This window comes from Streptomyces sp. NPDC002845 (assembly GCF_053591955.1).
On record NZ_JBSFUU010000105.1, the window covers coordinates 1 to 12,155 of the forward strand.

General features: G+C 68.8%; 12 protein-coding genes and 1 pseudogene. 7 read left to right on the forward strand and 6 right to left on the reverse strand.

What is annotated here, in order from left to right:
* Positions 1-94: 94 nt before the first annotated feature.
* Positions 95-841: an IclR family transcriptional regulator domain-containing protein gene (locus ACWD3C_RS42770; RefSeq protein WP_451153194.1), complete on the reverse strand. Its 747-nt coding sequence runs from the start codon at positions 839-841 to the stop codon at positions 95-97.
* On the opposite strand from ACWD3C_RS42770, the gene ACWD3C_RS42775 reads away from it, so the two are divergent.
* The 7 genes and pseudogenes from ACWD3C_RS42775 to ACWD3C_RS42805 all read left to right on the forward strand — a co-directional run bounded on the left by ACWD3C_RS42775 (position 747) and on the right by ACWD3C_RS42805 (position 6,790).
* Positions 747-1,607 carry a hypothetical protein gene (locus ACWD3C_RS42775; protein ID WP_451153250.1) on the forward strand — a complete coding sequence of 287 codons (861 nt, stop codon included), beginning with the start codon at positions 747-749 and terminating at the stop codon, positions 1,605-1,607. The two genes, ACWD3C_RS42770 and ACWD3C_RS42775, sit on opposite strands and share 95 nt — an antisense overlap.
* A 120-nt stretch (positions 1,608-1,727) precedes the next feature.
* Complete coding sequence (locus tag ACWD3C_RS42780; protein WP_451153196.1) at positions 1,728-2,801, forward strand: alpha/beta fold hydrolase; 1,074 nt, start codon at positions 1,728-1,730, stop codon at positions 2,799-2,801.
* A gap of 57 nt (positions 2,802-2,858) precedes the next feature.
* On the forward strand, positions 2,859-3,353 hold the full coding sequence (locus ACWD3C_RS42785) for an IclR family transcriptional regulator domain-containing protein (RefSeq protein ID WP_451153198.1): 495 nt from the start codon (positions 2,859-2,861) through the stop codon (positions 3,351-3,353).
* Between the two features lie 100 nt (positions 3,354-3,453).
* Positions 3,454-3,831: a hypothetical protein gene (locus ACWD3C_RS42790; protein ID WP_451153200.1), complete on the forward strand. Its 378-nt coding sequence runs from the start codon at positions 3,454-3,456 to the stop codon at positions 3,829-3,831.
* A gap of 137 nt (positions 3,832-3,968) precedes the next feature.
* Positions 3,969-4,803, forward strand: a pseudogene (locus tag ACWD3C_RS42795) (amidohydrolase family protein).
* A gap of 155 nt (positions 4,804-4,958) precedes the next feature.
* Positions 4,959-5,609: a TetR/AcrR family transcriptional regulator gene (locus ACWD3C_RS42800; RefSeq protein WP_451153202.1), complete on the forward strand. Its 651-nt coding sequence runs from the start codon at positions 4,959-4,961 to the stop codon at positions 5,607-5,609.
* Positions 5,610-6,040: 431 nt separating this feature from the next.
* Positions 6,041-6,790, forward strand: coding sequence for a dienelactone hydrolase family protein (locus tag ACWD3C_RS42805; protein ID WP_451153204.1), 750 nt, complete (start codon positions 6,041-6,043; stop codon positions 6,788-6,790).
* Between the two features lie 935 nt (positions 6,791-7,725).
* Here the strand turns inward: ACWD3C_RS42805 and ACWD3C_RS42810 are convergent.
* Genes ACWD3C_RS42810 through ACWD3C_RS42830 form a run of 5 tightly spaced genes read right to left on the reverse strand, consistent with a single transcriptional unit; the run spans position 7,726 to position 12,112 of the window.
* On the reverse strand, positions 7,726-8,184 hold the full coding sequence (locus tag ACWD3C_RS42810) for a hypothetical protein (RefSeq protein ID WP_451153206.1): 459 nt from the start codon (positions 8,182-8,184) through the stop codon (positions 7,726-7,728).
* Between the two features lie 2 nt (positions 8,185-8,186).
* Positions 8,187-9,785, reverse strand: a complete 1,599-nt coding sequence (locus ACWD3C_RS42815) for an acyl-CoA synthetase (RefSeq protein WP_451153208.1) — start codon at positions 9,783-9,785, stop codon at positions 8,187-8,189.
* Between the two features lie 48 nt (positions 9,786-9,833).
* Positions 9,834-10,670, reverse strand: coding sequence for a 3-(cis-5,6-dihydroxycyclohexa-1,3-dien-1-yl)propanoate dehydrogenase (gene hcaB / locus ACWD3C_RS42820; protein ID WP_451153210.1), 837 nt, complete (start codon positions 10,668-10,670; stop codon positions 9,834-9,836).
* Positions 10,667-11,524: an alpha/beta fold hydrolase gene (locus tag ACWD3C_RS42825; protein WP_451153212.1), complete on the reverse strand. Its 858-nt coding sequence runs from the start codon at positions 11,522-11,524 to the stop codon at positions 10,667-10,669. The genes hcaB and ACWD3C_RS42825 overlap by 4 nt, the downstream gene beginning before the upstream one ends.
* A 12-nt stretch (positions 11,525-11,536) precedes the next feature.
* A complete protein-coding gene (locus ACWD3C_RS42830; RefSeq protein WP_451153214.1) occupies positions 11,537-12,112 on the reverse strand; it encodes a 3-phenylpropionate/cinnamic acid dioxygenase subunit beta in 576 nt (191 codons plus the stop codon).
* Between the last annotated feature and the right edge of the window lie 43 nt (positions 12,113-12,155).

A 12,155-nucleotide genomic window follows, 5' to 3' on the forward strand; every position in this document is an offset into this window, starting at 1 on the left:
TCCGCACCCCGACGGACGTGGCCGCCCACCTCGACAAGTACGGCAGCCAGCCCCCGATGAAGACCAAACCCGCATGTTGATTCTCTGCGAGCCCTTAGCCGAGGACTTTCAGCTCGGCCTCGATGTTGGCGGCGGTGGCCAGGAGCGGCGGCAGCAGATCGTGGCGTATCGAGTCCGGCGTTCGCCAGCTGACGTGGGTGGCGAGGTTGATGCCTGCCACCACACGTCGTGCCTCGTTCCGGATGGGTACGCCGATCGCTATGAGGCCCTGTTCCAGTTGCTGGTCCACCAGACACCAGCCCTGTGCCCGCACTTGTTCCAGTTCGGCGGCGAGTGCCTCCTTGGAGGTGATGGTGTCGGGGGTTAGTGGCTCTAAGGCCGCGGTGTCCAGGTAGTGCCGCAGCTGGGTCTCGTCGAGGTGGGCTAGCAGGACCCGGCCGAGGGAGGTGGCATGGGCGGGGAAGCGGGTCCCGATACTGATGGAGACCGTCATGATCCGCCGGGTGGGTACCCGGCTGACGTACACCACGTCCTCGCCGTCGAGCACCGCCATTGACGAGGACTCACGGACCTCGGCGACCAGTTGCTCCAGGTGGGGCTGGGCGATCTCCGCCAGGGACATGCTGGACAGGTAGGCGTAGCCCAGCTCCAGGACCCGGGGTGTGAGGCGGAAGTGGCGGCCGTCCGTGGCCATGTATCCCAGGTCGGCGAATGTCAGCAGGAAGCGTCGTACGGTGGCACGGCTCATGCCGGTGGTCCTGGCGACCTCCGAGAGGGTCATCGTGGGCGTGTCGGCGCTGAACGCACGGATGACGGCCAGCCCTCGCTCCAGGGACTGCACGAACGAGTGCCAGCGCCGCGACGTGGCGTCCCTGGCCGGCCTGGATGCGTCCGTCTTCCGCCGCGCCTACCACCAGCGCATGGTCCAGGAGATGCAACAGGCCCTGCGGAAGATCTACTTCACCCCCTCCGACACCCGGGATGTCGGCTACATCGAGACCGAGCACTTCGGGGTGCGCTTCCCCCACCGCTCCAGCTACGTCGACCTGACCTGCATCACCCAGCGGTGGCTGCGCGACCTCTTGTGGGACCACATCGCCGACGTGCTGCGTTCGCCTGCATCGCCAGTAAGGAGGAGTTGCTCGACCTCATGGTCGACGCCGTCCACGCCGAGATCCGGCCGGTCGGAGACGGCTGACGGAGGTGCTCCGGTCTCGTGCCGAAGCCACTCGGCACGCCGCTCACGAGCGCGAATGGCTCGCCGATCTACTGGGTGGCCAACCCCAGCTCGGGCCGCACACGCTGGCCAGTGGGGAGACCGTGGTGGCCGCACTGGCGACGTCGACGTGGACGCCATCATGCCGGTTGTCGCCGCAGTCAACGCGTACGCGATCGGCGCGGTGCGTCGGGAGATCGCCGAGCGGCGTGCCGAGCGGGCCACCGGGACGGACGAGAAGCGTTGGCATGCCTCACTCGGTCCCTGTCTGGAGCGAGCCTTCGCCACCGGCCGATTCCCCGCGCTGGCCACGGTGGTGCGCGATGCCGCCCACCTGGACGCCGACCACATCTTCCGGTCGTTCGCGCGCGTCACTCGACGAGATGCCTGATGCGGGCGACTGGGCGCTTCTTTAGATGTACCAATGGTGCATTGCTGCATTGCAGTGCATAATCGGAGGGGTGGGGCGCACATGGACCGCTCCACCGTTTCACCGTCTGGAGGGCGCATCATGCCGTTCACTTTCCACGTCGACCCCGCCGAGTTGATCGAGGAGCGTGCCCCGCAGTGGCGGTTCGGGGGTACCGAGGACGCTGTCCTGGAGGAGATGTCCCGTCGCATCAGCGACCTGTGGGCCGAGGGCCCGGGGGGCTGGGCGCACGAGTGGTCCCTGCTGGCCGAGCAGGCCGAGAAGGAGGGTGACCTCCTGAAGGCCAGCCACCTGTATGGGATCGCCAAGTTCCCGGTTCTCGGCGACAACGCGGCGCACGCCCGCGCTTACGAGAACCACCTGCGCACCTTCCTGGAGGCCTCGTCGGGCTTCGCGGTGCCCTTCGAGCGCCACGTGATCGACGTGGACTTCCGCGGCGAGAGCGTGCAGGTCCCCATTCACCTCTACGTCCCCGAGGATCTGCCTGCGGACGCCCCGATCGTGCTGGTCTTCAGCGGCGTGGACACCTGGAAGGTCGAGGTGCACGCCACCGCGCTCGCTACGGCTCGTCTGGTCGGCGCGCGGGTGGCCACCGTCGACATGGCCGGCACCGGGGAGTCCCCGGTCGCCAACGGACCCGACGGAGAGCTGTACGTCGGCGACGTCCTCGGCTGGCTGCGCCGCCGCTTTCCCGAGGCGCGCAAGGTGGGCACGGTCGGCTTCAGCTTCGGTGGGCACTGGACGATCAAGCTGGCTTTGCGCGGGATGGTCGACGCCGCGGTGAGTATCGGCGGGCTCATCGACACCGCCTTCACCCCCGAGGCGGCCGCCCGGCTCCGCTTCGGCATGCCCGGCATCTTCGGCAACTCCCTGCGGCTGGACGCCGAGCCGAGCCTCACCGAGCTCCAGTCCGCCATGGCCGCCTTCTCGCTGCGTACGCAAGGGCTCCTGGACGACTGGGGCAGCGACCCCGTGCCGCTGCTGTACGTCAACGGAGACCAGGACCAGCACGTCCCGGCCGACGACTCCAGGCCGCTCGAGTCCCGCCCGAACACCGTCGTCCGGCTCGTCCCGAACGCCACCCACTGTGCCATGCAGAAGGCCCAGGAGATCGTCCCCTGGAGCCTGCAGTGGCTCCGCGACCAGGTCCGGTAGAGGTTTCGGGGCGGTCAACTGAAAGTGACGCCACTCACTCGAGCTGAGGTGAACCCCATGACCGTCATCCTCGCCGACAGCGCACGCGATGACCGGGCCGCCGTCGACAAGGCCGTCAGTTTGCTCGTGGCGCTGGGTGAGGGGTCCGGTGGCGGGGCGGGGGTCAGTGAGCTGGCCCGGCGGGCGCGGCTGAGCAAGACCACCGCGTACCAGGTGCCAGGGATGCTGGAACGTACGGTACGGCGTGGTGGAGCGCCACGGCACGGGATACCGGCTCGGTGGACGCCTGCATCATCTGGGCCAGGCGGTGTACGGGCCGCAGGCCGAGCGGGCGATGGGCCAGCCGCTGCGGCGGTTCACCGACCGCACATCACCGACCCCGACGAGTTGTCCGCCGAGTTGGACCGGATTCGGCCCACGGGCGTGGCGTTCGACGACGAGGAGCACCAGCCGGGTCTGGTCTGTGTCGCCGTGCCCGGGCTGGACCGTGACGGGCGGTTGCGGCGCCGTCGGTGGCCGGCCGGCACGGCCGTATCGACACGCGGCGGCTGAGCGGCCCGGCCCGCCGCGTCACCGCCGCCGCGTCCCAGGCGTGGGCACGGCACGCCTCACACACCCCCTTGCACGGCATCGCACCCTGACGGAGAAGACCATGACGGCCTTCGTACTGGTACCGGGCGTGGGCCTGGGTGCCTGGCTGTGGCGGGACGTCACCCGCGCACTGCGCGGCACCGGCCATGACGTCCATCCACTGACGCTGACCGGACTCGCCGAGCGGCGCACCTCGCTGCACTGCTCGCCTCGGCAGCCGCCTGACGCCCTCCAGCAGGATGCCGCGGACGTCGACGCCGTACTGCCGGGACGCCGCCTACTGGACACCTGCCTCATCGGGGCTCACGACGTTGAGGTGAATACCGGTCCTCGACGACGGCCCGCGCCACCTGTTCTCACAGGTGCCGCAGGCGTCGGCCACCGCCACCGTCAACCCCACACGCCCGCTACGCCGCGTTTGTTCTCATCACATCCCTAGGAGAAAGCATGCGTATCGTCGCCATCGAAGAGCATTTCGCGTCCCCGAACCTCCTCGCCGCCACAGGCATGGACGTCTCGTGGTTGCCACCTGCGCAGTACGACAAGCTCGTGGACACGGACGTCCGGCTGGAGCGGATGGACGCTGCCGGTATCGACGTCCAGGTGCTCTCCTTCGTGGCGGCGGCGGTGCAGGAAGCGCCACCGGAGCTCGCCCGCACACTCAACGACACCCTGTACGAAACCGTCGCCGCCCGCCCGGACAGGTTTGCCGCCTTCGCCTCCCTGCCCGTCAGCACTCCGGATGAGGCCGCAGCCGAACTGGAGCGCACCGCCAGCCAGCTGGGCTTTGTCGGGGCGATGATCAACGGCACTACTAGGGGACGGTTCCTCGACCACCCGGACTTCCACCCGATCCTTGAGACCGCGGCGCGACTCGACGTGCCTCTGTACCTGCACCCCGCCATACCCCCTCAACAGGTGGCCGATGCGTACTACTCGGGCCTGGACCCGGAGTTGGGGCTGGTACTCAGGACCGGAGGGTTATGGCTGGCGCTACGAGACGTCTCTCCACGCGCTGCGTCTGATCGTGGCCGGCGTCTTCGATCGCTGACCAGGACTCAAGATCATCATGGGCCACCTCGGCGAGGGCATCCCCTTCCACCTGGGGCGGATCGACGACATGTTCGCGCGGCAGGCCGACCGCCTCGCCAAACCGGTCAGCGCGTACTTCCGGCACAACTTCTGGGTCACGACCAGCGGCTACTTCTTCGACGGCCCGTTCCAGCTGACCCGGGAGGTATTCGGCGACGACCGGATCATCTTCTCCGTCGACTACCCCTTCTCCGACGACAAGCGCGCCACCGACTGGATCCAGCAGCTCGACCTGCCAACCGAGGTCCGGGAGCAGATCGCCCACGGCACCGCGGAGGCACTCTTGGGCATCACGACTGGAGAGGCACGGCCCCTGTGACGCGCGACCTGCGCGTGATTCGCACGCACGGCGAACGGCTACCTTGACGCAACGGTGCATCAAGAGTGCGCCAAGGGATTGTTGGTGCACGCATGCGATGGGGGCGACATCCTTGGTCGCATCCCGCAGGACCACACGTGACGTAAGGAAGGCATGTGACTCGATCGCCCGCACCTGTTCCGCACTCCCCGGCGCCGACAGCGTCGGAACCGGTCGGCCGCAGAGAGCGGCAGCGCCGGCAGATACGCGCCCGGATTCTGGACGCGGCCCTGGAGCTGTTCACCGAGCAGGGCTACACCGGGACCTCTGTCGATCAGATCGCCGAGCGTGCAGACCTGGCGCGCCGGACCGTCTTCAATCATTTCCCGCGCAAGCGGGACATGTTGGAAGCCTGGGTGGCCGATCGGCGCGCGCTGGTGACCGCCCGACTAGCCGAGGACGATGCCCGGAAGGGGCCCGCACGGCGCCGGCTCGAGCTGCAACTGGAGGCCTTGGCGGAGGCGAACGAGCAGGACGCGCGGATGGCCCGGGTGATCACGCTCGGCTGGCTGAGCGAACTGGGCACCTTCGAGAGCCCCTTTCCCGTCATTGACACCTTCCGCGATGCTGTCCAACAAGGGCAGGAGGCCGGCGAGTTCCGACGCTCGATCCCGGCGCAGACTGTCGCGGAGGCCTTGTCCGCGTGCTACACCGACACCGTTCACCGCTGGTTGCAGGCCCACCAGGATGACAGCGCGCCCGTCCCGCTGTTGCCGGCCCTGCGCGCCAAGCTGGACCTCCTCCTCGACGGTCTGGCGGCACACTGACCGGCGGCCGTGCCGCCCGCGCAGTCGCGGGACCGTCCCGTGGAACGCCCAACGCGCCCAACGCGCCCAACCCGCCCGACCCGCCCAGGCCCTTCGGACCTCGTCAGCCCGGTACTGGTCTTCGACCTGGGAAGCCACGGCTCTTGCACACTCGACCTCCGTGAAGGGGGGGTGCTCACGCCCCGTACTCCCCGGGGCACCTGACGACCCGTGACCATGCGTACCGAAACCTCGCTCCGCCAGCCTCACCGGCCTCCTCGACGACGACCGTCGCCCGGGCCGGTGCCACGTTCCCGGGCAACGTTTCTGGACTCCCGACACCTGCTGTTCCCCGATTCTGAAGCCGGGGCGTGGATTCCCCTTCAGCAGGCTGTCGCTTCTCCTGCCCACCCCCGCTCGCCCGTTGTTCCGTCTTGGAGGACACCGTGCCCATGACCACCCCCATCGACCTGAGCCCCCGGAGTGCACCCACCGGCGGCTCCCGACGTCTGACCGGCTACCTCAGCCGCCCCGACGGACCGGGTCCGTGGCCGGGCGTCGTCGTCGTACACGAGATGTTCGGGGTGGAGGCCAATATGCGCCGCCACGCCGAACGTCTCGCCCGCGCCGGATACTTGACCCTGATGCCCAACCTGTACACCGACGGAGGAATACGGCGCTGCCTGGTCTCGACCATGCGGGCCGCGACCTCCGGCCAGGGGCCCGCCTACCAGGACATAGCGGCAGCCCGGGCGGCCCTGGCCGAGGACCCGGACTGCACCGGCAGGATCGGGATCATCGGCTTCTGCATGGGCGGAGCCTTCGCCCTGATGACTGCGGGCAGCGGAGACTATGATGCGGTCTCCGCCAACTACGGCAGGCTGCCCGAGGATCCCGACAAGGTCCTGGTCGGAGCCTGCCCCGTCGTCGGCAGCTACGGCCGTCGCGACCCCGTGGTCGGAAAGGGCGCCGCGGCCAAGCTGGAGACCGCCCTCGACCGCCTCGGCGTCATCCACGATGTCAAGGAGTACCCCGAGCCGGCGGGCCACGCCTTCCTCAACGATGCACAGTTCGGGCCGCGCGTGCTGCAACCGCTGTTCCGCGTCACCGGGTTCGGCCCGGACCCCGAAGCCGCCGCCGACGCATGGCGGCGCATCGAAGCCTTCTTCGCCACACACCTGAATCCGCAGCCGGCACCGTAAACCCGTACGGGCCAAGTGCCGTGTCACTGCTCGGGAGTGGACTTCGCCACCTCGCCCGTCGCCGCCCCTGGTGCTGCGGACGAACTGGACTGCGCCATCACGCAGTTGGCCCATGTCGGGGAGCGATGATCAGTCGCACGGGGACGGTTCCGCGACCACCCGGAGAACCGCGTGATCGCAGGTGGGAAGAATTCACGAGCACCGTCACCCGTCTGCCCTGCCCCCGGGCGGCCGAGAACCGGCGGCCCGCTGGAGCAGGCGTGTGGCGTCGCTGCTGATGATCGCGGCCGTCGAGGCTGCGTTGAGATCTGCCGCCTCGACACGGTCGGGCACTCCCAGGACTGGGCGCGTGTTCGCAGCTGCGCGCCTCGGGCGCACATGCCGCGCGTGGCCCGACCGGCCCAGGTAGGCAGGCAGATAGCCGCCCTGTGCACCGAGCAGATGTCGAGGGCCGGGTGGCGGTCCAGCAGTCCGGAGAACACGATGCGGGAAAGAGCGATGGCGGTCTCCACCGGATTACCGACGGTTATTGGCCAGGTAGTGGGCGACGGGACGCTCGCCCGGCGTGCACCCCCATGGGCGGATGATCACCAGCGTGCCGAACTCTTCGGCGGCCGCCCAGAAGTCGGCCAGCGCCTGGTGGTCCAGTTCCCGCTCTCCTGCCCTAGGGGGTGTTTCGAAAGTCCCGCACAGCACCCACGGCGCCCGGCACGCACTCTCGCCGCACCAGCCGAAAGCCCAAGTACATCCAGTACGAGAGCTTTCGTCCGGCACGCCGAGAGCACGCACCGGACACCGCGGGCACCGCACAGGACTTTCGAAACACCCCCTAGTGCCGATCTGCACGCCGCGGAGAGTGAGGTCGACGACGCAGCGCTCCAGCTGACGAACGGTCAACTGCGGGATCGGCCGATGCAGAGCCGAGTCCCGGCTCGTCAGGTTCCCGGTACGTGATCCAGATCCATGTCCGTGACGGTGACCCAGTCGGGTTCGACCACAAGCAGGCTCAGCTGCTCGTCCTGGAGATCGACATCGACGGCGTACCGGAAGCCGGTCGCCTCCGCGGCCTCGACACCAGCCCGGTCGCCCTCCGTCACGGCATAGACCACCCGGCGGCAGCCGGGATCCGCTGCCCGGACGGCACGCACCAGTGGCCGGAGGATTTCCGGCAGGGTCTCGGCTCGCAGGCCGGTGTCGATCAGAAGTTCCACATCCCGGGCACCGACCGGATAGGCGTCGCGGAGCCGGCCGGCCGCGCAGCGTTCCACTCCGACGACGGCCTCGCCGCTCGGGCCGCGCAGGCGCAAACTGCCCGTGAAGCGCGTCCACGACTCCACGGTGGTCTGCCAGGGACCGGGGACGTCGAGCGCGGGCAGGGCCGGCACGGTGAGCATCGTCAGTTCCCCTCGTCAGCCAGACGCCGGACGCCGGCCTTGTCCAGCTTTCCGGAGGCGTTCCTGGGGACAGCCGGCACGATCTTCAGGCGTCGGGGCAGCTTGTAGCGGGCGAGCTGTCCGGCCGCGTACTCGTGTACAGCCTCCAGGGTGATCGCCGCCGTGTCGTCCACACTCACGACGGCCTGTACGGTCTCGCCCCACTGTTCGTCGGGAATCCCCACGACGGCGACATCGACCACACCCGGCATGGAGGCCAGCACCCGCTCGACCTCCGCCGGGTAGACGTTCTCACCCCCGCTGATGATCATGTCCTTGAGCCGGTCGACGATATACAGGTAACCGTCCTCGTCGAGGTAGCCGATGTCGCCCGAGTGGAACCAGCCCTCCTCGTCGAAGGCCGCGCGGTTCGCCTCCGGGGTGTTCCAGTAGCCGGCGGTGACGTTGGGGCCGCGGACGACGATCTCTCCCGGCTCCCCGGGCTGGAGGGGCGTGTTGCTGGCCGCATCGACAACCCGGACTTCGGTGAACGGCATGGGGATGCCCGCGGAACCGATCTTGTCAAGGGTGCGCTCGACAGGCAGATGGGTGGCGAACGGTGCGGTCTCGGTCAGACCCCACGCCTGCTGGAGCAGCACGCCGTGCTTGGCGTAGAGCTCGATGAGCGAGGGCGGCACCGGCGCGCCCGCGACCACGATCGACCGCAGGTGGCTCAGGTCCTCGTCGAACAGGCCGGGTTGTCTCGCCAGGGCGGCGAACATCTGGGCGACGCCGAACATGGAGTTGACCCGGTGGGTGACCAGGTCTTCGAGACACGTCTGCGGGTCGAACCCGCGTCTGATCACCACCGTGCCCCCACGCACCAGCGTGCGGAGCACGAAGCTGTTCAGGGCGCCGACGTGGAACAGCGGAGCGGCGGCATAGGTGACGTCGCCACGACGTGTGTCGAGACGGAGCTCGACATTCACGGAGTTCCACCAGACGTTTCCATGGGTGAGGACGACACCCTTGGGCGTGCCGGTGGTGCCGGAGGTGAACATCAGGATCGCCGGGTCGTCGGCACCCTTGACGGCGATGGAAGCCGTGGGAGCAGCGGCTGTGATGCGGGGTGCCCATGGCTCCCAGCCCGATGCGCCCGCGGTCGGCACCTCGCAGTCGTCGTCCACCAGGAGGAAACGCGCGAGGGTGGTCCTGTCGCGCACGTTGTCGACGCTTTCCCGGTGTCCCTCTTCGCAGACGAGGGCGGTGGCGCCGCTTCGGACGAGCACAGCCTCCAACTCGGCCTCGGCCAGCCGGAAGTTGACCGGGACGAAGACGGCCCCCAGCCGGTGCGCGGCGAGCAGCGTGACGAGAAAGGAGCTGCTGTTGAGGCCGAGGTGGGCGACCCGGTCTCCGTCGCCGATGCCGCCGTCTGCGAGGACGGTGGCCAGGCGGGCGGCCTTGTCATCGAGTTCGGCGTAGGTGAGGTCACCGCCCGGATAACGGATGACGACACAGCCGCCCTGGTAACGGGCGTTGTGCGCGACGGCGGCGGCCGGGTTGAGGTCGACGTGCAGGCCCGAGTTGCGTGGGTGCGGTGTCGTGGCTGATGGCGGGATCACGAGCGGCTCCTCGTTGAGCGTCGGAAATCGAGCGCAGGAGAACAGGCGTCAGAGGTGGTCGCCGCCGGCGGCACTGGCGAATCCGCGTACGCCTATGCCGCCGTCGACGTTGATCGCGTGCCCGGTGATCGGACCGCTCTGGGCACGGGAGGCGAGCAGCACATAGGGCCCGGTGAAGTCACGCGGATCGGTGCTGGAGTCGTGCAGCGGGATGGGCGGCGGCGGGGTGTCCGGGCCCTGCTTGGCGAAGGACGCCGAGATCGACCGGTCGGCCAGCCCCAGTCCCTGTGGCCCTCGCAAGTCGGTGTTCATGCCGCCGCAGGCCACGCCGTTGACGCGGACCTTGGGTGCCAGCTCGTAGGCGAGTTCGCGCATCAGGCCCAGGCAGGCGTGCTTGCTCGCCGTGTAGAGGGGTCCGCCGCCGTTGACGTAGAAGGAGGCGTTGGAGAGGGTCATGACGATGCTTCCGCGTGTCTTGACCAGCTCGCGCCACGCGGCCTCCGCCGCGAGGACGTAGCCCTTGACGTTGACGGCGAAGATCTCGTCGAACGCCGTGTTCAGTTCCTGGCCGCTGAGCCGGGTGAGCTGTCGCTGGTAGTCCCATACTCCCGCGTTCGCCACGAGGGTGTCGAGCTTTCCGAAGCGGTCGACGGCCTCGGCGACGGCGACGTGCAGACTCCCGGAGTCGCGCACATCGGCCACGACGGCGTGGATGCGCGACGGGTCGGCGGCATCGCGTACGACCTCGTCCAGCCGATTCTTGTCGCGGCCCAGAATCGTGACCGACGCTCCCTCGGCGAGGAAGCGCTCGGCGACGGCACGACCGATGCCCGACCCGCCCCCGGTGATCAGAGCCGCCTCACCCTCCAGCCAGCCGCTCGTCATGACCGCTCCCGGAGGAAGCCGGTGACCAGCGCGTCGAACTCGGGCTGCCGCTCCAGCTGGACCCAGTGGCCGCACCGCCCGAACACGTGCAGCTGCACGTCACGGATCTGCTTGAGCATGAGCTGGGCACCTTCGAGGGTGATGGTCCGGTCGTCGCGGCCCCAGAGCAGCAGCGTGGGCGCCTTGATCTTGTGCAGGTCCCGCCACAGGGGATCCATGCCACCCCGCTTGCCGAAGGCCGCGTTGTAGTGGTGGTAGAAGGCGATGTGGCTTTCGTCGAGCGAGGCCTCGTAACGGGCACGGACGACGTCCTCACCGAACTGCCTGTGATCGAAGACCATGGCGCGGATGAACGCCGCCATCTTCTTCTCGCTCGGTCCGCCGCCGTTGTAGTAGCGGAACATCTCCTTCTGCCCCTCCGTGGGAGTCGGGCCGAAGGGGAGCCATCCACCGCCAGGGGCCATCAGCACGAGCCGGGAGACACGCTCCGGGCGCTGCTGGGCCATGGCGAGGGCTGCGGCGCCGCCGAGGCTGTTGCCCAGCAGGTGGAAGGTGTCGATGCCGAGCGAGTCGAGGGTTTGGTACAGCGCGTCCGTGGTGATCTCGGTGATGGACCGCGCCTCCAGGTCCGCCTCACTGGGACGGTAACTGGCGCCGAAGCCGGGCTGGTCGGGCAGGACGACGCGGAAGTGCCGGGCCAGGGCGGGGAGGTTCTGACGGTAGTTGCTGACGCCGGAGGCGCCGGGGCCGCCGCCGTGCAGCATCACCAGCACGGGTCCCTCGCCGGTTTCAGTGACGGCGATCTCCCCGAGGGACGTGGCTACTCGGTGGTGTTTCAGTTCGAGGTCGGTCACAGCAATGTCCCATCAGAAAAAGGTCGAGATGTTCTTCGCCTGGAGGATGTTCTGGTCCAGGAGGATGGTCCGGCGGGCCACTCGAAGCCCGCCGTCCTCGACGCGCCGCACGATGTCCGTGCGGCCGCCGGCGAAGACGTTCTCCTCCCGCTCCAGCCGGTTGCGGTAGACGAGAAAAGCCGAGCGCACCCACAGGTCGTCCTCGGTGAATCCTTCGTGCTCGGCGGGGTCGATGTGGCTGACCATCACGTTGGTGATCAGATGCCGGGTCCGGGAGGGCGGGTCCTCGGCCCAGGCCATCCCGGAGTCGAACCGGCGGATGCGCCAGGCGAGGCTCTCCTTGCTCTCGTCGTAGAAGGCCGCCTCGCCCCGTGCGGCCACGGACAGCGCCTGCTGCCGGCGCAGCCGGTTGCTGCGGGTGGGCATCCAGTAGTCGAGGTCGTCGGCGAGCAGGTCGAGCCAGTCGGCGTAGCGGCCGTCGTCGAGGAGGGCGGCCTCCTCGTAGTAGAACTGCTCGACCTCGAAGTGGGTGTCACGGTCGGCGCGTGCCCCCGCGCGTGACCGGATCTGCTCGGTGCCTGTGCTCACGGTGTCATTCGATCCTTTCTCGGACCCGGGTGAAACGGCCTGT

What these genes read in the sequence shown, in the direction of transcription:
- ACWD3C_RS42790 (WP_451153200.1), top strand. Translation starts at nt 3,454, where the DNA reads ATGACGGCCTTCGTACTGGTACCGGGCGTGGGCCTGGGTGCCTGGCTG.
- hcaB (WP_451153210.1), bottom strand. Translation starts at nt 10,670, where the DNA reads ATGACGAGCGGCTGGCTGGAGGGTGAGGCGGCTCTGATCACCGGGGGC.
- ACWD3C_RS42805 (WP_451153204.1), top strand. Translation starts at nt 6,041, where the DNA reads ATGACCACCCCCATCGACCTGAGCCCCCGGAGTGCACCCACCGGCGGC.
- ACWD3C_RS42785 (WP_451153198.1), top strand. Translation starts at nt 2,859, where the DNA reads ATGACCGTCATCCTCGCCGACAGCGCACGCGATGACCGGGCCGCCGTC.
- ACWD3C_RS42810 (WP_451153206.1), bottom strand. Translation starts at nt 8,184, where the DNA reads ATGCTCACCGTGCCGGCCCTGCCCGCGCTCGACGTCCCCGGTCCCTGG.
- ACWD3C_RS42780 (WP_451153196.1), top strand. Translation starts at nt 1,728, where the DNA reads ATGCCGTTCACTTTCCACGTCGACCCCGCCGAGTTGATCGAGGAGCGT.
- ACWD3C_RS42775 (WP_451153250.1), top strand. Translation starts at nt 747, where the DNA reads ATGCCGGTGGTCCTGGCGACCTCCGAGAGGGTCATCGTGGGCGTGTCG.